Source organism: Candidatus Zixiibacteriota bacterium, from assembly GCA_035574315.1.
GTDB lineage: Bacteria > Desulfobacterota > Binatia > UBA9968 > UBA9968 > DATLYW01.
Genome location: DATLYW010000010.1, coordinates 1 through 19,104, shown reverse-complemented (window position 1 = coordinate 19,104; position 19,104 = coordinate 1). Strand labels below are relative to the sequence as shown.

15 protein-coding genes are annotated in these 19,104 nt (G+C 66.6%); 13 read left to right on the top strand and 2 right to left on the bottom strand.

Annotated elements, in window-relative coordinates:
- Positions 1 to 236 precede the first annotated feature (236 nt).
- Complete coding sequence (locus tag VNN77_02200; protein HXG50203.1) at positions 237 to 833, bottom strand: hypothetical protein; 597 nt, start codon at positions 831 to 833, stop codon at positions 237 to 239.
- A 309-nt stretch (positions 834 to 1,142) separates the two neighbouring features.
- Between VNN77_02200 and VNN77_02195 the strand changes: the two genes are divergently transcribed.
- From VNN77_02195 to VNN77_02140, 12 genes are all read left to right on the top strand, one after another.
- On the top strand, positions 1,143 to 1,496 hold the full coding sequence (locus VNN77_02195) for a glycine zipper domain-containing protein (GenBank protein HXG50202.1): 354 nt from the start codon (positions 1,143 to 1,145) through the stop codon (positions 1,494 to 1,496).
- Between the two features lie 549 nt (positions 1,497 to 2,045).
- Entirely contained in the window at positions 2,046 to 3,575 is a 1,530-nt protein-coding gene (locus VNN77_02190; GenBank protein ID HXG50201.1) for a tripartite tricarboxylate transporter permease, read from the top strand.
- A complete protein-coding gene (locus VNN77_02185) occupies positions 3,565 to 4,032 on the top strand; it encodes a tripartite tricarboxylate transporter TctB family protein (GenBank protein ID HXG50200.1) in 468 nt (155 codons plus the stop codon). The genes VNN77_02190 and VNN77_02185 overlap by 11 nt, the downstream gene beginning before the upstream one ends.
- A gap of 56 nt (positions 4,033 to 4,088) precedes the next feature.
- Positions 4,089 to 4,808 (top strand): helix-turn-helix domain-containing protein, encoded by a 720-nt coding sequence (locus tag VNN77_02180; GenBank protein ID HXG50199.1) that lies wholly within the window; start codon positions 4,089 to 4,091, stop codon positions 4,806 to 4,808.
- A 25-nt stretch (positions 4,809 to 4,833) separates the two neighbouring features.
- Complete coding sequence (locus VNN77_02175) at positions 4,834 to 5,256, top strand: hypothetical protein (GenBank protein ID HXG50198.1); 423 nt, start codon at positions 4,834 to 4,836, stop codon at positions 5,254 to 5,256.
- A 19-nt stretch (positions 5,257 to 5,275) separates the two neighbouring features.
- Complete coding sequence (locus VNN77_02170; GenBank protein ID HXG50197.1) at positions 5,276 to 6,436, top strand: efflux RND transporter periplasmic adaptor subunit; 1,161 nt, start codon at positions 5,276 to 5,278, stop codon at positions 6,434 to 6,436.
- Positions 6,433 to 9,576, top strand: a complete 3,144-nt coding sequence (locus VNN77_02165; protein HXG50196.1) for an efflux RND transporter permease subunit — start codon at positions 6,433 to 6,435, stop codon at positions 9,574 to 9,576. Before VNN77_02170 ends, VNN77_02165 begins: the two co-directional genes overlap by 4 nt.
- Positions 9,577 to 9,649: 73 nt before the next feature.
- Positions 9,650 to 10,693, top strand: coding sequence for an efflux RND transporter periplasmic adaptor subunit (locus VNN77_02160; protein ID HXG50195.1), 1,044 nt, complete (start codon positions 9,650 to 9,652; stop codon positions 10,691 to 10,693).
- The gene (locus tag VNN77_02155) at positions 10,690 to 12,471 is read left to right on the top strand and encodes an ATP-binding cassette domain-containing protein (GenBank protein ID HXG50194.1); all 1,782 of its coding nucleotides are present in this window, start codon (positions 10,690 to 10,692) and stop codon (positions 12,469 to 12,471) included. The genes VNN77_02160 and VNN77_02155 overlap by 4 nt, the downstream gene beginning before the upstream one ends.
- An 80-nt stretch (positions 12,472 to 12,551) precedes the next feature.
- Complete coding sequence (locus VNN77_02150; GenBank protein ID HXG50193.1) at positions 12,552 to 13,610, top strand: ABC transporter permease; 1,059 nt, start codon at positions 12,552 to 12,554, stop codon at positions 13,608 to 13,610.
- 9 nt (positions 13,611 to 13,619) lie between these two features.
- Positions 13,620 to 14,738, top strand: a complete 1,119-nt coding sequence (locus tag VNN77_02145; GenBank protein HXG50192.1) for an ABC transporter permease — start codon at positions 13,620 to 13,622, stop codon at positions 14,736 to 14,738.
- Between the two features lie 16 nt (positions 14,739 to 14,754).
- On the top strand, positions 14,755 to 16,212 hold the full coding sequence (locus tag VNN77_02140) for an efflux transporter outer membrane subunit (GenBank protein ID HXG50191.1): 1,458 nt from the start codon (positions 14,755 to 14,757) through the stop codon (positions 16,210 to 16,212).
- Positions 16,213 to 16,279: 67 nt separating this feature from the next.
- Here VNN77_02140 and VNN77_02135 read toward each other — a convergent pair whose 3' ends face one another.
- On the bottom strand, positions 16,280 to 17,290 hold the full coding sequence (locus tag VNN77_02135; GenBank protein HXG50190.1) for an ABC transporter substrate-binding protein: 1,011 nt from the start codon (positions 17,288 to 17,290) through the stop codon (positions 16,280 to 16,282).
- A gap of 68 nt (positions 17,291 to 17,358) precedes the next feature.
- Here VNN77_02135 and VNN77_02130 point away from each other — a divergent pair, with 68 nt between their 5' ends.
- Positions 17,359 to 18,435 carry an ABC transporter substrate-binding protein gene (locus VNN77_02130; GenBank protein ID HXG50189.1) on the top strand — a complete coding sequence of 359 codons (1,077 nt, stop codon included), beginning with the start codon at positions 17,359 to 17,361 and terminating at the stop codon, positions 18,433 to 18,435.
- Positions 18,436 to 19,104 lie beyond the last annotated feature (669 nt).

Genomic DNA, 19,104 nt, shown 5'->3' with positions numbered 1-19,104 from the left:
CCGCCGGTCCTCTCGCTGGAACCGGGAGCCGGAACCGGGAAACTGTCAATGTGTGTATGTCGCTCTTGCTTCGCTGTCAACCCGCCGCCGGGTGCCGGCGCAATTCACTACGAATTATCCGGCTCCCGGTTCCCGGTGCTTTTACCTCGAAGTCCTGAACCTCGGAACCGCGCGCTCCGCGCGGCACGGCTTGGACGGTTTGAACTGCTTGAACCGTTTGAACTGTTATTTGAGCGTCAGTCTTTGATGCCCAGGACCTGGCGGGCGTACTGCTGGACGAGCTTTTCCCTTTCGGGGGACGGCGGCAGGCTCTTCAGTCGGTCCTCGATGCGGCCCCTCTCTTCCTGCTTGAGCTCGGGCCACCGTTCCATCTCGAGCGCGAGCTTCTTCGCTTCCTCCGGACCCAATGGCTCGCCGCCCTGCTCCGCGACCGAAGCTTCGCTCTGCTGCGGCGCGGGATTTTGCGGCGCCCGGCCGAGGACGACTGCGCGGCCCGGCCGCCCGTGCTGGTCGTAGATGACCGCGTAGTTCTGAAATCCGGCGGAGGAGATGAGCGAGCGGACTGCCGGTTCGAGACGAGTCCGGGTCAGGTGCAGATTGACGAGCCTCGTTTCTCCGGCCGGCGGAAGAACGATCTCGAAGCCTGTTCGGGCGCGAATCGCGCTTGCGGCGACGTCCACCGGCGTCTGGTTGAAGGCGACGGAGATACGGCCGTCCCGATAGTCGACCCAGCTTCCATAAAAGGGCTGCTCGGTCTCCTGGGCGGCAAGCGGCGAAAGAGCTGTAAAACCGAAGAGCGCCAGACAGAGTCCTGTCTCGAGAACGGTTTTCATCCTGCTTTTCAGGTCAGCAACTTCCGTGCCCGCAAACCATGCCCGCAAAAAGCACCGGGGAAATCCTCTAAGGTAGACGGCGTCACGGCCCAAGTCAGGCAAAATGGAACAATTTTGTCACCCGTTCGGCCGGACAAATCCGTGCCAGGGCACCGCCGTACATTTTCGGCCGGTGCTGGTAGGTTTGAACCTGGGCCCGACGCCGGCTCCGGAGAACCACCCTGAGAAAACAGGTACTTCCCGCGGCCGCCTGTGGCACGGCCATTGCTGTTTCTGGCTTCCTCGACCATACAAAGGACTGGAGGTTGTATGACTTTCACTAAAGGAAGACTTCGCGCCCGAATCGGCGTCTTGATCCTGGCCCTCATGGCTGCGGGGTGCTCTGGCGGTCCCCTCACCACGCGGGAAAAAGGCGCCGGCATCGGAGCTCTCGGGGGCGCGGCCGCCGGTGGTCTCATCGGGGCGGCCGTGGGTCATCCGGGTGCCGGAGCGGCCATCGGCGGCGGCCTTGGTCTGGGAGCCGGAGCCCTCATCGGGGACTACATGCAAGGCCAGGAACAACAGCAGTACTACTCCAACCAGCAGCAGATTCAGCAGAACCAGCGGACCATCGAGCGCAACCGTCAGGAAACTCAGCGCCTCCGCCAGCAGCAGGAGTATTGACCCGCCGCGTTTCGTTCGTCCGTTGCGCCCGGCGCCAGGCGGCGCCGGGCTTTTCCATCGCTCGGACCGCTCCGCGACTTTTTCCTGGGCGCTGCCGCCTGGAGCTTCTCATCTTGCTCACGACGGCTTCTGGCTGGTTTCCGGTTCCCGGTTCGTGGTCTTCACATTGAAGAACTCCGTAGCTTGGTCCTGAACGCTGGACCGCCGCGAAGCGGAGCGGTCGGAAGGGCTCGGCCACGAGCCGCCACGATACGATATCTACACGGTTACGAACTCGCCAAATAGCTTCGCGCGCGATCTCTCCTTGACAAGGAGGCAGCCGCGTTATTGAATGCGGTCGCAAATCAGCCGGCCGAAAGGGGAGCGGTCCATGGCGATTCCGCGACCTGTCCCTGCTCCCGACCGCTGAACCTTAAAAGGTGATCGCTCGTGCATAGAACGATCGCGAGCCGTGTCGCTCGACAGGCACGCCCCGGCCGGAGGGATAACGCTCGTGCCGGGCGGCGGCGCCGACGCGAAAAGAACTAACGGAGGCACTCACCACCCGCCATGGAAACGTCGCTCGTGGACGCGGCCTTCAAGGGTCTGCTGAACATTCTTCATATCAAGGTCTTTCTCGCCATGCTCCTCGGGGTGAGCATCGGCACCTTCACCGCCGTCGCGCCACAAGGACTCGGCATGCCGCTCGTTTACGCCATCCTGCTGCCCGTCGTGGTCCGTTGGGATCCGATGACCGGAATCGGGCTGCTCATCGGCGCAAGCTCCGTGAGCGCGATATGCGCGGCCTATCTTCCCATCCTGTTCGGCATTCCCGGAGGCTCCGGTTCTCAAGCGACCGTGCTCGACGGCTACCCGATGGGCAAACGCGGCGAGGCGAGGCGAGCGCTCGGAGCTTCGTTCATGGCCGGCGGAATGGGTTGTCTCATCGGCACGCTCACGCTCGCCCTCGCCATTCCGGTGGCAAAGCCGCTGATCTATCTCATGGGCTCGCCCGAGTTGTTTGTCGTCGTCCTGTGGGGTCTCAGCATGGTGGCGGTCCTGGCGGGCCGTCGCCCGGTGAAGGGCCTGATCGCCGCGGCTTTCGGTCTCCTGATCGCCACCGTGGGGCAGCAGGCCCAAAGCGGCGTGATGCGCTTCGTCTTCGACCAGCCGTATCTGCTCGACGGCATCCCGATCAGCATCATCGCGCTTGCCATGTTCGGCATCCCGTCCGCTCTGGACCTCGCGCTCACCAAGCTCGGCGTCGAGCAGCAGCCGGCCCCGCTCAAGGGCAAGCTGTTCGACGGGGTGAAGGACACGCTGCGCGAGTGGTGGCTGGTGGTGCGCTGCAGCTTCATCGGGGTGTGGGTGGGAATTGTCCCCGGGATCGGCTCGCAGGTCGTCGACTGGCTGGCCTACGGACATGCGGCGCAGAGCAGCAAGGATCCGGACAGCTTCGGCAAGGGAGACGTCCGGGGCGTGATCGCTCCCGAGAGCGCCAACGACGCCAAGGACGGGGGCGACCTCGTAACCACGCTGCTCCTCGGCTTCCCCCAGGGGGTGGTCACCGCGCTCTTCATCGTCGCGTTGCTGGCGTGGGGTTATCTGCCGGGACCGGAGATGGTCAAGAAGAACCCCGATGTGATCTACAGCGTGGTCTGGATCCAGGGAATTTCCGGGCTGATCGGCACCTCGATCGGCTTCATCCTTGCGGCGCAGCTCGCCCGACTGGCGCAGGTCCGCTACACGCTCATGGTACCGATCATCTTCATCTTCGTGTTGATGGGGGCTTTCAGCGTGAACCGCGATCCCGTCGATCTCCTGGTGGTCGTCGTTTTCGGCCTGCTCGGGTACTTCATGAGGCGCTTTGGCTATCCGAGGCCGGCGATGATCCTCGGACTGGTCCTGGGCGGCCTGATGGAAACTTATCTTTACCGCTCGATGGCGAGCTATGGCTTTACCTGGCTGCTGCGCCCCGGCGTGATCGTCCTGCTGATTCTCTCCGGCGTCTCCTTCGCGGTGACGCTGCGGGGAAGGCTGAAGCGGCGTGTGCCCCGTGGCGCCGTCGCCGTTCCTGCGGGAGGCCTCAGTGAAGGTTGATTTTACCTTTTTCTTCCTCGCCGTTTTTCTCGCGGCCGCCTTTCTCGGTTGGGACTGGCCCTATATCGCGAAGCTGATGCCGGTCTATGTCGCCGCCATACCCGGGCTGATCCTCGTGCTCGTGCAGGTCGTTCACGACGCCACCGACCCGGGGCTGCGCGACGCGGCAACGACCGCTCCGGAGATGGACGAAACCCACAACGTCACGGTCGAACGGTCCGTCGAGCTGCGCCGGACGCTGGTCTTTTTTTCCTGGTTCATCGGCGGAGCGCTGGGCATATGGCTGCTCGGTATCGTGATCGCGCTTCCCGCCCTGGTCTTCTTTTACACGCTGGTGGAAGGCAGAGAAAACTGGATTACCTGTCTATTGATGGCCGGCTGCACTTACCTCCTGATCTGGGGTCTCTTCGAGTACCTGCTGGAAAGCCGGTGGCCTCCCGGCCTGCTGTTTCAGTAGAGGCGAATTGCTCCGCGCCTATCCCACGGGTGGTTCCTTGACGATATGGTTAGTGAATGCTAACTTACCAGCCTATGAAAAACAGCTCGCGGCTCAGTTCCGAGGAGCGCCGCCACGCGATCGTGGATGCGGTGCGGAGCGTCTTCGCTGAGAAGGGGTTTCACGGCACCACCACACGCGAGCTGGCGCACGCCGCGGGTGTCTCCGAAGCCCTTCTCTACAAGCATTTTCCCAGCAAGGAATCGCTTTATGGCGCCATGTTGGACGCCTGCGCCAAGGGGCCGGGCCTGGATGAGTTCAAGCGCATCATGGCCCTGGAGCCCTCGACCTCGACGCTGGTCGTGCTCGTGCAATTCATCATCACCTATTTCGTTCGCGGCTGCGCCGAGGATCCGAGCAAGGCGATCGCACACCGCCTGATGCTGCGCAGCCTCCTCGAGGATGCGGAGTTCGTCCGGCTCGCCATACGGCAATATGCCGGCGCCTGGGTCGGCAAGTTCGAGGAGTGCCTCCGCGCGGCGACGGAAGCGGGCGACGTGCGCTATCCGACTCCCCGCGCCGATCTGCGCGGCTGGTTCATCCACCACATCGCCGTCGGCCTGATGCTCTATCTCCATCCTCGGATTCCGGCGATCGACTACCGGTCGGAGCGGGACTTCCTGGTAGAGCAGGCAGTACGGTTTGCCCTGCTGGGCGCGGGGTTGAAGGAGGAAGCGATCGCACGCCACTACGATCCGAAAGCCCTCGCGCTGCTGGCGGCGGATTCGCCCGCCTGACGGGCTACATAGTTACGGAGAGATCATGAAATCGGGAAAAAAGACGGAAGTTACCGCTGTTTCCGGCGCTCGCCTCGGTGAGGAAAGGGCAGGCTCCGCGTTCCAGCCGGACGTGCTGCTCACGGAGCAATTCTTCGAGAACTTTCGCAGGACCACCCCGCTGGATCCCGAAAGATCGCTGATCTTGGCCGTCCTGGAGGACGGCATTCGCTGTTTCCAGGACAACCTGCTGGCCGAGTCGCCCAAGAAAAAACGTCTGTTCGAGGACGCCGAGCAGTGGCTCTTCGAGGATCGCTGGGACTGGGTGTTCTCCTTCGTCTCGATCTGCGCGGTGCTCGGCCTCGATCCGGAATACATCCGCGGCGGGCTGCGGCGGTGGCAGGCGCGCGCCCTCAAGAAAGCCCGCAAGCAGGCGCGCGCCGCGGCAAATCAACGGCTGGTCGCCTGACGGCGCAAAACGTGCCCCGATGAGAGGAGAGCCGAGATGCGGCGTTGCGCGCGGAGCCATCCTCGCCGCTCTCTGCTCCCTGACGGCGCTGCAGCTCTCTGCGTGCGACGGCAACTCTCAGGGAAAGACGATGGACAAGCCGCCTCCTCCGGTCGCCGTGGCCGTGGCGGTCGCCGAGGATGTCCCTGTCTACATCGATGCGGTCGGAAAAGCCGTGGCGCGCGAGGTCGTTTCCATTCAGCCCCAGGTTTCGGGGCGGATCGTAAGGATCCACTTCGCCGACGGCGCCGAGGTCAAGACCGGGGACCCGCTCTTCACCATCGATCCCCGCCCGTACCAGGCCCAGCTCCAGGCCGCCGAGGCCAACCTCGCGGAGGCCGAAGCCGTTCTCAGCCTCGCGCGCGTCAACTTCGACAGGGTGGCGAGCGTCAGCGATCCACGGGCGATCTCGCGCCAGGACTACGACGGCAAGAAGAACGCGGTTGAACTGGCCGAAGCGCAGGTCAAACAGCAGCGGGCCGCCGTCGAAACCGCGCGCCTGAACCTCGAGTACTGCACGATCCGCTCGCCGATCAACGGGCGCGCTGGGCAGCGGCTCGTCGACCTCGGCAACGTCGTCTCGGCCAACAGCGGCTCCCTGCTCGTCATCCAGCGCCTCGACCCGATCTACGCCGACTTCACCGTGACCGAAAAGGATCTCAGCGCCGTACAGCGCAACATGGCGCGCGGCAGCCTCAAGGTCGAGGTGCGGCTGCCCGACGAGCCCGGGCGTCCGCGCGCCGGCGAGCTCACCTTCATCGACAACTCCGTCCAGGAAGGCGCCGGCACGGTGCGGCTCCGCGCCACCCTCGACAACCGGGACCGCCGCTTCTGGCCGGGCCGCTTCGTCAACGTCCGCCTGATTCTCAGAACGCTCGAACACGCGGTCCTGATCCCGGCGGACGCGCCCCAGGTTTCGGCCAAGGGGCCGTTCGCCTACGTGGTCAAAGAGGATTCGAGCGCGGAGCTGCGGCCGCTCGTCCTCGGCCAGCGCCAGGGAAATCTGGTGGTCGTCGAGCGCGGCGTGAAGGCCGGGGAGCGCGTGGTCGTGCAAGGGCAGATCGGCGTCACGCCCGGCGGGAAGGTGCGCGTGCAGGAACAGCGATCGATCGGCTACTACAGGGACAAAGGTTTGCCGTGAACTTCTCCGAGCCGTTCATACGCCGACCGGTGATGACGACGGTGCTCACCGTCTCGGTCGTTCTCTTCGGCGCGATCAGCTACTGGCGTCTTCCGGTGAACGACCTCCCCGCGGTGGACTATCCGGTCATCCAGGTCCAGGCGAGCTACCCTGGCGCGAGCCCGGAAACCGTCGCCAACAACATCGCCACGCCGCTCGAGCGCCAGTTCATGCAGATCAACGGCCTCGAGCTGGTGCTCTCCAGGAGCACCCAGGGCCACACGAGCCTGACGCTTCAGTTCGCCCTGGACAAGAGCATCGACGCGGCCGCCACCGACGTGCAAACGGCGATCTCCCAGGCGACCGGGAACCTCCCGGCGGATCTGCCGTCGCCGCCGACCTTTTCCAAGACCAACCCGAACGACCAGCCGATCATGTACATCGCACTCACGAGCGACTCGGTCACCCCGGGGCAGCTCTACGATTACGCGAGCACGCAGGTGGGGCAGCGCGTCAGCCTGGTGCCGGGCGTGAGCCGCGTGAGCGTCTTCGGCGCCAAGTCGGCGGTCCGGATCAAGGCCGATCCCGCCGCCATGTGGGCGCACGGTATGTCGATCGACGATCTCGCGGAGGCGATTCAAAGAGGCACGAGCACGGTCGGCGCCGGCCAGCTCGACGGCGCCACCGGCACTCTGCTGCTGCGGCCGCAGGGACAGCTCAAGACCGCCGCCGAGTACCGCGACCTGATCGTCGGCACCCGTAACGGCGCGCCGGTCTTCCTCCGGGACGTGGCCGAGGTCGAGGACTCCATCGAGGACGAGCGCATCAAGATGCGCTTCTGGGTGCGCGGCTATCCCGAGCCCTCGGCCACGGTCGTCGTCGCCGTGAGCCGTCAGGCCGGAGCCAACGCCGTCGAGGTCGCCCGGGCGGTGCGCGAGCTCCTGCCGGTGATCAGCGCCGAGCTTCCGGCCTCCGTGCGCATCACCCCCATCTATGATCGCTCCCGGACCATCATTCACTCCCTCCTCGACGTGCAGATCACGCTCGCGATCGCCTTCGTCCTGGTGGTCGGCGTCATTTTCGTCTTCCTCGGGCGCGCCAGCGACACGCTGATCCCGACGGTGGCGCTGCCGCTCTCCCTGCTGCTGACCTTCATCGCCATGGACCTGCTCGGCTACAGCCTCGACAACCTGTCGTTGATGGCGCTCACGCTGGCGATCGGGTTTCTCGTCGACGACGCGATCGTCTTCCTCGAAAACACCGTGCGGCGCATGGAGCGCGGCGAGCCGGCGATGGAGGCGGCGCTGAACAGCGCTCGCGAGATCAGCTTCACGATCGTCTCGATGACGGTTTCGCTCGCGGCGGTCTTCATCCCCCTGGTCTTCATGCCGGGTCTGGTGGGCCGGATCTTCCGCGAGTTCGCGATCACCATCGTGGTCGCGATCATGGCCTCGGGGCTGGTCTCCCTGACGCTCACGCCGCTGATGTGCGCGCGCCTGCTCCGCAACCGGGGCGAAGGCTCGCGGAAAACCTGGATGGAGCGGGTCGTCGGCGGCTGGGAAAAGAGGGTGCTCGCGCTCTACAGCCGGATGCTCTGGTGGTTTCTCCGCTTCCGGTCGGTTTCGGCGGTCACCTGGCTCGTCTGTATGGCGGGACCCATCGTGCTCTTCGTCGCGATCCCCAAGGCGTTCCTGCCTCCCGGGGACAGCAGCTTCGTCTGGGGCGTCATGATCGGCCGCGAGGGCTCGTCGCCGCAACAGATGCGCCAGCTCCAGGATCGAGCCGACCGTGTCCTGCGCGACGACCCAAGCGTGCTCGCCACGCTCACGATGACCGGGAACTCCGCCTTTCTCTCCGCCAACCAGGGTCTGCTGCTGGCGTTTCTCCGTCCTCCCGAAGAGCGCCCGCCGATCGACGAGGTCACGGGCCGTTTGATGGAGCGGCTGGGCGCGATCCCGGGCGTGATGCCCTTTCTCCGCCCCTTCCCGGTGCTCGAGATCAACACCGGGGCGACCAGCCGGAATCAGGGTCAGTACGCCTTTTCGCTCTCGGGCATCGACCCGCGGCAGGTTTACGACGTCGCGGACAGGTTGATGGAGCGGCTGCGCTCGTACCCGGGGTTCTCCACGCTCTCCTCGGATCACTTCAGCAATACGCCCAACCTCGACATCGAGCTCTCGCGCGAGCAGGCGCGCATCTACGGCGTCTCGGAGTCGCGTATCCTCGGGCTTCTGCGCAACGCCTACTCGCAGAACTACCTTTATCTGATCAAGCAGCCCGAGGACCAGTACAAGGTCATCCTCGAGGTCGAGGACGAGCTCCGCTCCGAGCCCGCCGATCTCTCGCGTCTCTACGTCAAGTCGGACGACGGCAGGCGGCTGGTGCCGCTCAGCGCCGTGGCGAGCTGGAAGGTCTCGCTCGGCCCGCAGGCGGTGAACCATCTGAACCAGTTCACGAGCGTCACGCTGTTCTTCAATCTCAAGGCCGGAGAAGCGATCGGCGACGCCGTCGATTTCATCACCCGCGCCGCCGAGGAAATCGTGCCGCCCACCGTGCGCGCCGGCCTCCAGGGGGAGGCGCTCACGTTTCGCCGGACGGTGCGCGACCTCACCATCCTGATGCTGCTGGCGGTCTTCGTCATGTACGTGATCCTGGCGATTCTCTACGAGAGCTATCTCCACCCGGTTACCGTGCTCTCGACGCTGCCGACCGCGCTGGTCGGCGGCTTGCTCGCGCTCCACCTTTTCGGCGAGCAGGCCTCCCTCTACGCCTTCGTCGGAATGTTCATGCTGATGGGGATCGTGAAGAAGAACGGGATCATGATCGTCGACTTCGCGCTTCACCGGGTGGCCGCTGGCGAGCCCGCGGACAAGGCGATCCACGACGCCTGCCTCGATCGGTTCCGCCCGATCCTGATGACCACGATGGCGGCCGTGATGGGCGCGGTCCCGATCGCCCTCGGCTTCGGCACGGACGGCGCGTCGCGCCGTCCGCTGGGACTGGTGATCGTCGCCGGGCTGGGCGTCTCGCAGCTGATCACGCTCTTCGTCACTCCGGTGATTTACCTCTATCTGGAGTGGTTTCAGGAAAAAGTGCTCGACCGAACCCGCTTCTTCCGCTCGCAGCGCGCGATCCCGGCGCCCGCGGCGGAGGAGCGCTGAGGAAGCGAGAAAGGGCCGGCTTCGGACCGGGACCCGCCGGCCCGAAAGCCAGCTGAACGACGTCAGGCGAGCCATGCGCAGGTTGTTGATCGCGGCGGTGGTGTTGCTGCTCGGCGCGGCCGCGGCCGGGTGGTGGCTCACCCGTCCGTCGCCCGAACCGCGGGAGTTTGTGCTCTACGGCAACATCGATCTCCGGCAGGTCCAGCTCTCGTTCAACAACAGTGAGCGGATCGCGGAGGTCCTCGCGCAGGAAGGCGACCGGGTGCGCAAGGGCCAGGTGCTCGCCCGCCTCGACATCTCGCGCCTCGGGCCTCAGGTCGCCCAGGCGGAGGCCCAGGCGGCGGCCCAACGCCAGGTCGTCCGGCGGCTGCGCGCGGGCAGCCGGCCGGAGGAGATCGCCCAGGCCCGGGCCAACGTGGAGTCGGCGAAGGCCGACCTGGAGAACGCCCGGCGCCAGCATGAGCGGCTGAAGGCGGCGGCGGAGGCTTCGGGCGGGCGCGCAATCCGCCAACAGGACCTCGACAGCGCGCGCGCCAACGTGGAAATCGCCGAGGCCCGCCTCGCGGTGAACCAGAAGGCCCTCGATCTCGCGATCGCCGGCCCGCGCGAAGAGGAGATCGCGGAAAACGAAGCGCGGCTGAAGGCGCTCGAAGCGCAGCTCGCGCTGCTGCGCCAGCAGTACCGCGACGCCCAGCTCCTCGCGCCGGCCGACGCCGTGGTGCGCACGCGCATCATGGAGGCCGGCGAGATGGCCTCGCCGCAGCGACCCGTCTTCTCGCTCGCGATCACCGACCCCAAATGGGTCCGGGCCTACGTCCCCGAGCCCGATCTGGGAAAGCTGCGGCCGGGAATGACCGCCGCGGTCACGGTCGACGCGTTTCCCGGCCGCCGATTTTCCGGCTGGGTGGGATTTATCTCTCCGGTCGCCGAGTTCACTCCCAAGACGGTCCAGACCGAGGAGCTGCGGCCGAGCCTGGTCTACGAGGTCCGCGTTTTCGTGAAAGACCCGAAAGACGAGCTGCGCCTCGGCATGCCGGCCACGGTGCGGTTGTCGCTCCCGGCTGGCGAGGCCCGCCCGGAGAAAAGCCGCGTGCCCGAAAACCCGCAATCACGATGAAAGCCGAACCTGGACCCGTCCTGCTGGGTAGAAACCTGCACAAGTCGTTCCGCCGCGACACGGGCGAGACGGTGCACGCGCTCGAAGACGTTTCCCTGACCGTTACCGCGGGGACGCTCGCCGCTCTCGTGGGACCCGACGCGTCGGGCAAGACGACGCTCATGCGGCTGGCGGCGGGGCTGATGTCGCCGGACTCGGGCCGCCTCGAGGTTCTCGGGCTCGATGTCTCCGCGCATCCCCAGGCCGTCCAGGACCGCATCGGCTACATGCCCCAGCGGTTCGGCCTGTACGAGGACCTGACCGTTCAGGAAAACCTGGATCTCTACGCGGACCTGCACGGCGTCTCGGCGGAAGAGCGGCGCAGGCGTTATCCTCGCCTCATGACGATGACCGCGCTCGGTCCCTTCACCGGCCGCCTCGCCGGACGCCTCTCGGGAGGCATGAAACAGAAGTTGGGGCTCGCCTGCGCCCTGGTCCGTTCCCCCGAGCTGCTGCTTCTCGACGAGCCGACCGCCGGAGTCGATCCCCTGTCGCGCCGCGAGCTGTGGGAAATCATTCTCGACCTGGTGGGCAAAGAGGGACTGACCGTGCTCCTCAGCACCTCTTATCTGGACGAAGCCGAGAGATGCAGTCACGTCGTCGTCCTCTACCGGGGACGGGTGCTCGCGGAAGGTCCGCCGCAGGCCGTCACGTCGCTCGCCCGAGGCCGCACGTTTCTCGTCTCGCCGTCCCCGGGTCAAACCGCCCGCAGCCTTCAGGCGCGCCTGCTCGATCACCCGAACATCACCGATGCGGTGCCCGAAAGCGGACGGGTGCGCTTCGTGGCGAAGGACGCCGGCGGCGTCCGGGACGCGCTGCCCGCGCCGCCGCGCTTCGAGGACGGCTTCATGGTGCTGCTGAAGGAACCCGGGCGACGCGGCGGCCGGGACGGGGCTGGAGAAACAGAAACGGTCGAAATCCCTTCCGCTCCCCCCGCCCTGCCGTCCTCGGAGCCGGCATCCACGGAAGCGGTCGTGGAGGTGCGCGATCTGGTGCGGCGGTTCGGGAGTTTTACGGCCGTCGACCGTATCTCTTTCGAAGTCCGGCGCGGCGAGATCTTCGGGCTGCTCGGTCCGAACGGCGCGGGCAAGACCACGACGTTCCGGATGCTTTGCGGCCTTTTGCCGGCGAGCGGCGGCACCCTGCGCGTCGCCGGAGTCGACCTGCGCCGCGCTCGCGCCTCCGCGCGCCAGCGCATCGGCTACGTCGCGCAACGCTTTTCGCTCTATGGCCAGCTGACGGTTCTGGAAAATCTCGAGTTTTTCGCCGGCGCCTACGGGCTGCGCGGGCCGCGGCGGCGCGAGCGCATCGAGTGGGCGTTCGAGGAGTTCGACCTCGCGCCCTTCCGCCGGCTCGCGGCCGAGCGCTTGCCGGGCGGATACAAACAAAGGCTGGCGATGGCCGCGGCGTTGCTGCACGAGCCCGAGATCCTGTTTCTCGACGAGCCCACGAGCGGCGTCGATCCGCTGGCGCGGCGCGAATTCTGGCGGCGGATCACAGCGCTCGCCGAACGCGGCGTCACCGTCGTCGTCACGACGCATTTCATGGAAGAGGCGGAGTACTGCGACCGCGTCGTCGTCATGGACGCCGGGCGCGTGCTCGCTCAGGGCGGCCCCGCGGAGATCCGCGAGCGAGGCCGGCCCGCTCCCGGCCGTCTCCCGACGATCGAGGACGCTTTCATCGCGATCGTCGAGGACGCGCGCGAGACGCAGCAGGCCACCGCCGGAGGGCAGCCGTGACGGCAGCGCCGCCGGATCGAGCCGGAGCGCCGGCGAAGCTCCGGCGCCTCGGAGCGTTGACCGCAAAGGAGCTGCGGCAGATGGTGCGCGACCCCAGCAGCATCGCCATGGGGATCGTGCTGCCGGTCCTGCTCATCCTGTTGTTCGGCTACGGCCTCTCGCTCGACGTCCGCGAGGTGCCGGTCGCCGTCGTTCTGGAGGATCCCTCCCCGACCGCGCGGGAGCTGGCGGCCCGCTTCCAGCTCTCGGAGTATTTCGACGCGCGACTGCTCGCGTCGATGCGCCAGGCGCGCGATCTGATGCAACGGCGCGAGATCGACGCGATCGTGCGGCTGCGGCCCGACTTCTCCCGCCGGCTCGTGATAGGAGACCCCGCGGTTCAGGTGCTGGTGCACGGCATCGACGCCAACCGCGCCCGCATCATCCAGGGCTACGCCCAGGGGGCCGTCGCCGGATGGGCGGCGACCACGGAGCGGCCCGAGGTCCGTGCCGGTCCGGTGGCCGTCCAGAGCCGCCTGTGGTTCAACGAGGCACACGAGAGCCGATACTTTCTGGTGCCGGGCCTGATCGTCCTGGTGATGACGCTGATCGGCGCCATGCTCACGGCCCTGGTGGTGGCGCGTGAGTGGGAACGGGGCACGTTCGAGGCGCTCTTCGTCACCCCGGTTCGCGCCGGGGAGATCCTGCTCGGGAAGACCGTCCCCTATTTCCTGCTCGGCATCGCCGGGCTGGCGCTCTGCGTGCTCGCGGCGAGGTTCCTCTTCGGGGTGCCGCTGCGCGGATCGATCGGCTTGCTTGCGGCCGCCTCGGCCCTCTACCTCCTCGTCGCGCTCGGGATCGGCCTGTTGATCTCCTCGGCGGTGAAGAGCCAGTTCGTGGCGAGCCAGATCACCCTGCTCGTCACTTTTCTCCCGGCGCTGATGCTCTCCGGCTTCCTGTTCGATCTGCGCAGCATGCCGGCCGCGGTCCGGGCGATCTCCTATCTGCTGCCCGCGCGCTACTACGTCGCCCTGCTGCAGACGATCTTCCTCGCCGGCGACGTCCGGGAGGTGATCGTGCCCAACGCGCTCGTGCTGGCGGGGATGGCCCTTCTGCTCCTGGCCCTGGCCCGCCGCGCGACGCGCAAAACGCTCGCTTGAGGGACAACGATGCTCGATGCGATCTTCAGAATCCGGGCGCTCGTGCTCAAGGAGCTGCTGGCGACCCTCAAGGATCCGCGCAGCCGCTTCATGCTCTTCGCGCCGCCGATCGTGCAGTCCTTGCTCTTCGGCTACGCCGCGACGTACGACCTCACCGACGTGCCCTACGCGGTGCTCGATCGCGACCGCAGCGCTGCCTCCCAGCGGCTGCTCGCGCGTCTCGACGGCTCCCGAGTCTTCCGACGAGTCGCAAACCTCGAGCGCGCGGACGAGATCCGGGCGGTCGTCGACCGCGGCCGCGCCCTGCTCGTGGTGCAGATCGGCGAAGACTTCGAGCGCCGCCTGGCCTCGGGCCTTCCCGCCGACGTCCAGGTGATCGCCGACGGCCGCAACTCCAACACCGCCGCCACCGCGATCGGTTACGTCGGCGCGGCGGCGGAGGCGTTCAACGCGGAGTGGCGCGCGCAGCGAGGCGACCCGGGGGGCGCGGTCCGGGTCGAACTGCGCGCCTGGTACAACCCCAATCTCGAGACCCGCTGGCACATGGTGCCGGCGCTCATCGGCACGCTCACGCTGCTCCAGACGCTGCTCCTCACCGCCATGTCGGTCGCCCGCGAGCGCGAGCAGGGCACCTTCGACCAGCTGCTGGTGACGCCGTTCAGGCCGCTGGAGATCATGGCGGGCAAGACCATCCCGTCGATGCTCGTCGGCATCGCCCAGGCGACGCTGATCCTGCTCGTGGCCCAGCTGTGGTTCCGGATTCCCTTCGCCGGCTCGTTCTGGGTGCTCTACGTCGGCCTGGCCTTTTTCCTGCTCGCGGCGATCGGAATGGGCCTGCTGCTGTCCGCGGTCGCCGCGACGATGCAGCAGGCGATGCTCTACTCGTTCGTCCTGCTGATGCCGTTCTCGCTCCTCTCGGGCCTCGCCACTCCGATCGAGAGCATGCCGGAGTTTCTCCAGAAGATGACCTACGTCAACCCGCTGCGGTACGCGATCGAGATCGCGCACCGCGTCTACCTCGAAGGAGCCGGCCTGGCACTCCTCGGACCGCAGCTCTGGCCGCTCGCGCTGATCGCCGCCGTGACGCTGCCGTTCGCTGCCTGGATGTTCCGCCACCGTCTGGTTTGACACGGAGAAGAAAGCCATGAGCTATCGTCGCTTTGCCGTTCGCCGCTTTGCCGTCGCCTGGATGGCGGGCGCTCTCGCGCTCGCCGGTTGCGCGGTCGGACCGGACTACCGCCGCCCGGAGACGCCGTTGCCCGCCCGCTGGGGCAACGCGAGCGAGCCTGGAATCTCCATGGAGAGCGCCGACCTCGCCCGCTGGTGGACCGCCTTCAAGGATCCCGTGCTCGACTCCCTGGTCGAGCGCGCCGTGCGCTCCAATCCGGACCTCCGCCTGGCCGAAGCCCGCATCCGCGAAGCGCGCGCGACGCGCGCGGCCACCGCCGCCGGCGCCTGGCCGGGAGTCGACGTCTCGGGCTCGTACACTCGCAGCCGCTCCAGCGAGCACGGCTCCGTATCCCGATCCCAGGGAAACGCAACGCAGCCGTCCCAGAGCCTCGGGGTCGAGCAGGATCTCTTCCGGACCGGCTTCGACGCGAGCTGGGAGATCGATTTCTTCGGCCGCGTGCGTCGCAGCGTCGAGGCGGCCGACGCCTTGATCGAAGCCACGGTCGAAGACCGCCGGAACGCTCTCGTGACGCTTCTCGGCGAGGTCGCCAGGAGCTACGTCGACCTGCGCGGCTTTCAGCAGCGGCTCGCGGTCACGCGCGCGAACTTCAAGGCTCAGCAGGATACCCTAGAGCTCACGCGGGTACGCTTCACCGCAGGTCTCGCGAGCGATCTGGACGTCGCCAGGGCGGAGTCTCAGGTCAACACCACCGCGGCGCAGATCCCGGTTCTGGAAGCGGCGATCAAGCAGGCCGCGCACCGCCTCGATGTGCTGCTCGGCTCGGAGCCCGGCGCCTTGTGGAGCGAGCTGTCGAAGGAAGCGCCGACCCCGACGCTCCCGCCCGAGGCGCTGGTCGGCCTGCCGTCCGAGCTGCTGCGGCGGCGGCCGGACATCCGCGGCGCCGAGCGGCGGCTCGCCGCCGCGACCGCGCAGGTCGGCGCCGCGACGGCCGATCTCTTTCCCCGGTTCTCGCTGACGGGCGCCTTCGGTCTGCAGAGCGTCTCGGCGAGCGACTGGTGGAGCGCGCCGAGCCGCTTCTGGTCGATCGGACCGACGCTGCGCTGGCCCGTCTTCGACGCCGGCCGGATCCGCGCCAACATCGAGGTGCGAAACGCACAGCAGGAGCAGGCGCTGCGGCAGTACGAGAAGACGATCCTGACCGCCCTGGAGGAGGTGGAAAACGCGCTGGTGAGCTACGCCAGGGAGCAGGCGCGCCACCGCTCGCTGCTCGCGGCGGTCGCGGCGAACCGCAGGGCGGTCGAGATGGCCAACGAGCTTTATCTGCGAGGGCTCAACGACTTCCTCAACGTGCTCGATGCCCAGCGCTCGCTCTACGCCGCCGAGAACGACCTCGCGCAGAGCCGGGCGGCGATGGCCTCGAACCTCGTCGCCCTCTACAAGGCTCTCGGCGGCGGATGGGATATCGATTAGTTTCCGGTTCCCGGTTCAAGGCGAGCACAAGACGTCGGGAACCCTCGGGAAACCGGAAACCCGGAGACTATCTCCTGCCGTAGACCTTCTCGATGAAGCCTTCTTTTTCGAGCTCGCGCACGATGCTGTCGTCGATCAGGCTGTCGACCGTGACCTTGCTCGTCGGGTTCTGCTTGAGCGCCTCGTCGAGCTGAATCTTCATTCCCTCGCGCGTGGTGTAGGGGACGCGCTCGAGGATCTTCGCCGTCGACCCATAGGAGCTGTCCAGGTACGCCTTGTTGGCGCCGCGGAGATGCCTGGCGACGATCCGCTGTGCGCCTTCCTTGTTGGTCTTGAAGTAATGGGCCGCCTCGATCAGCGCCATCAGCACCCGCTTCACCACCGGGCGGTTCTTGGCGAGATAGCTCTTGGTGGTGACCGCGCAGATGAACGGGAACGGGTAGGGCTTTTCCAGATCGGACATGTTCGCGATGATGCGGTGCGGCAGCCCGCCCGGGATCAGGTGGACGTTGCCCGGCGGCGAGGGGAAGCCCGCGATCACGCCGCGGCTGAAGCCGGCCGCCCGCTCCGATGCCCCTCCGACCTGAATGATCTTGACCTCCTCCATCGGTCGCAGCCCCAGCCCCCTGAGCAGCTCGCGCGCGGCGACGTCGGAGACGCTGCCGAAACGGCTGATCCCGATCGATTTTCCCCTGAGGTCCTCCGGCTTCCTGACGCTGTCGAGGACGACCAGCTCGTAGGCGAGAACGTTGATCAGGCAGCCCGTGCTCACCGTGTCGGCGCCGCGCACCGCCGCGTTGGCGACGCCGCTGCCCGCCGCGTTGCCGACCTGGATGTCCTGGGCGACGATCGCCTGGATGCCGACGGTGGTGCTGCCGATGTAGACGAGATCGACGTCCAGCCCCTGCTTCTTGTAGAAACCGGCGTCGGCGGCGATCGTCCAGACCGAGTTGAGCGTATCGGTCGAGCTGTACGCCACCTTGATCTTTTCCTGCGCTCCGGCGCCCGGCGGCAGCAGACCGAGGACCGACAACAGGAGCGCCAGAAGCCCGCGACGTGAGGAAGTGCTTCCGCCCATAAACCCCTCCCGCTTCGGCGTGATCGCGAATTCCTGAAAATCCAGCGCAGCATAAAGAGAGCCGCGCCATGAGTCAAGCAGAGCGCTTGCGGCGGTGCCCGATCTGGCGTAGATACCGTCGCATGGCCGGGGTCCCTGAAGCGCGCCTTGCGACGGTCTCTCTCTTTCTTTTCTCCCTCCTGCTCGCGTGGTCGGCCGCCGCCCCGCTCGCCGCTCAGGGCAGGCCCGAAAAGGAGCGCATCCGCATCGGCTACGCGGCGCGCGCGGTGACGCACTCCATTCCCTTTCTGGCCAGCGAGGCGGGTCTGTTCCGCGAGGAGGGGCTGCAGGTCGAGGTGGTGCGCACGGCCGGCGCCGTCTCGCCGATGGCGCTGATCTCCGGGGACACCGATTTCGCCACCATGTCCGCCTACCTTCTCATTCCGGTTTCGGTCCGCAACCGGGACGTCGCCATGCTCGCCGGCCTGACCCGCTATGCCTCGATGACGCTGGTGAGCCGGCCCGAGATCCGCAGCGCAAAGGACCTCGCCGGCGCGGTGATCGGACTGCAGCGGCCGGGGGATGCCTACGAGAAAAACGCGCGCGCGGCGCTCCAGCACCTCGGGCTGAGCCCCGACAGGGACGTGAAGTTTCTCTATCTCGGCAGCAACGAAGCGATGTGGATCGCGCTCGAGGCGCGCAAGGTCGCGGCGACGATGGTCTCCCCTCCCGCAACGCTCTTCGCCCGCAAGGCCGGGATGAACTTCCTCGTCAACCTTTCGGAGCTCAAGATCGAGTACCAGGGGTCGACCTTCGCGGCGCGCCGTTCCGCAATGAAAAGCTTTCCGAACCTAACCCTGCGGGCGATGCGCGCCATGGTTCGAGGAATTCACTTTTTCAAAACGCGGCGCGAGGACACGCTCAAGATCCTCGCGAAATTTCTCGGCACGGCCGATCGCGAGGCGCTCGAAGAATCGTGGGCTTACGGCGCCGAGATGCCGTCCAGGCCGTACCCTGTGGAAAGCGCGGTCCAGGCCGTGATTCAGCACCTGGCCGAAGGCGATCCCAAGTTCGCCGGCTACAAGCCGGCAGATTTCATAGAGCCCGGCCCGCTCGCCCAGCTCGACCGAAGCGGCTTCATCGACCGCCTCTACGGAGCGAGATAAGACATCGCGCGGCCGGACGTGCTGTCCCCTTTTAACTTCCATGCCCGCCCGGGGTGTCAGGCTTTTCCCTACATTTCCGCCGCCGGCCGTTTCCGTCTCACGCTTCCAGGCGCGGAATCCCCGTTAGAATTCGAGCCGGCCGCCCATGGCACGATATTTGGTTTTCAGGCGCTGACAAGAGGCAAAGCATTTCGGTGTGCAGGCAAACCGAGACACTACTCGTTTGGCCCACCCTCGGCCAGCTCCGCTGTCGAACCCCGCTTTCTCACACTCCTTTCGGAGGCCACCGTTCCGCGACGGAACATAATTTCGCGAAGCTGGCCGAGCCGCTTCTCAATCGCCCTTCCAGCGGGGGATGCCTTAACGTCGGCGCGGGTCTTTTGATCCGCGCCGACCGAGAAAAGATCACGGCGAATCGCTCCCCGAAGCGCGCCCCGGACGGCCCCGGCGCGCCGCCGACGACCTCACAGCCGGTGGTAGCTGATCGCCGCGCCCCGGAGAACGGCGAGAATGCCGCCGTTTGCCGTTTGGGGTCAGGTCTAGCATCGTAGCACATTCAATTTTCACCGATCAGTTCCGCCTGTCCGGTCTCATCGACTCACGCACGATCCGTCCCACCGTGGTGAAATGAACTCCAAATTCCCTGGCGATCTGTTGATAGCTGTAAAC

Coding starts and splice junctions, on each gene's coding strand:
- VNN77_02200 (HXG50203.1), bottom strand. CDS start 833: ATGAAAACCGTTCTCGAGACAGGACTCTGTCTGGCGCTCTTCGGTTTT.
- VNN77_02180 (HXG50199.1), top strand. CDS start 4,089: ATGCTAACTTACCAGCCTATGAAAAACAGCTCGCGGCTCAGTTCCGAG.
- VNN77_02175 (HXG50198.1), top strand. CDS start 4,834: ATGAAATCGGGAAAAAAGACGGAAGTTACCGCTGTTTCCGGCGCTCGC.
- VNN77_02155 (HXG50194.1), top strand. CDS start 10,690: ATGAAAGCCGAACCTGGACCCGTCCTGCTGGGTAGAAACCTGCACAAG.
- VNN77_02190 (HXG50201.1), top strand. CDS start 2,046: ATGGAAACGTCGCTCGTGGACGCGGCCTTCAAGGGTCTGCTGAACATT.
- VNN77_02130 (HXG50189.1), top strand. CDS start 17,359: ATGAGTCAAGCAGAGCGCTTGCGGCGGTGCCCGATCTGGCGTAGATAC.
- VNN77_02145 (HXG50192.1), top strand. CDS start 13,620: ATGCTCGATGCGATCTTCAGAATCCGGGCGCTCGTGCTCAAGGAGCTG.
- VNN77_02170 (HXG50197.1), top strand. CDS start 5,276: ATGAGAGGAGAGCCGAGATGCGGCGTTGCGCGCGGAGCCATCCTCGCC.
- VNN77_02135 (HXG50190.1), bottom strand. CDS start 17,290: ATGGGCGGAAGCACTTCCTCACGTCGCGGGCTTCTGGCGCTCCTGTTG.
- VNN77_02140 (HXG50191.1), top strand. CDS start 14,755: ATGAGCTATCGTCGCTTTGCCGTTCGCCGCTTTGCCGTCGCCTGGATG.
- VNN77_02150 (HXG50193.1), top strand. CDS start 12,552: ATGGTGCGCGACCCCAGCAGCATCGCCATGGGGATCGTGCTGCCGGTC.
- VNN77_02160 (HXG50195.1), top strand. CDS start 9,650: ATGCGCAGGTTGTTGATCGCGGCGGTGGTGTTGCTGCTCGGCGCGGCC.
- VNN77_02195 (HXG50202.1), top strand. CDS start 1,143: ATGACTTTCACTAAAGGAAGACTTCGCGCCCGAATCGGCGTCTTGATC.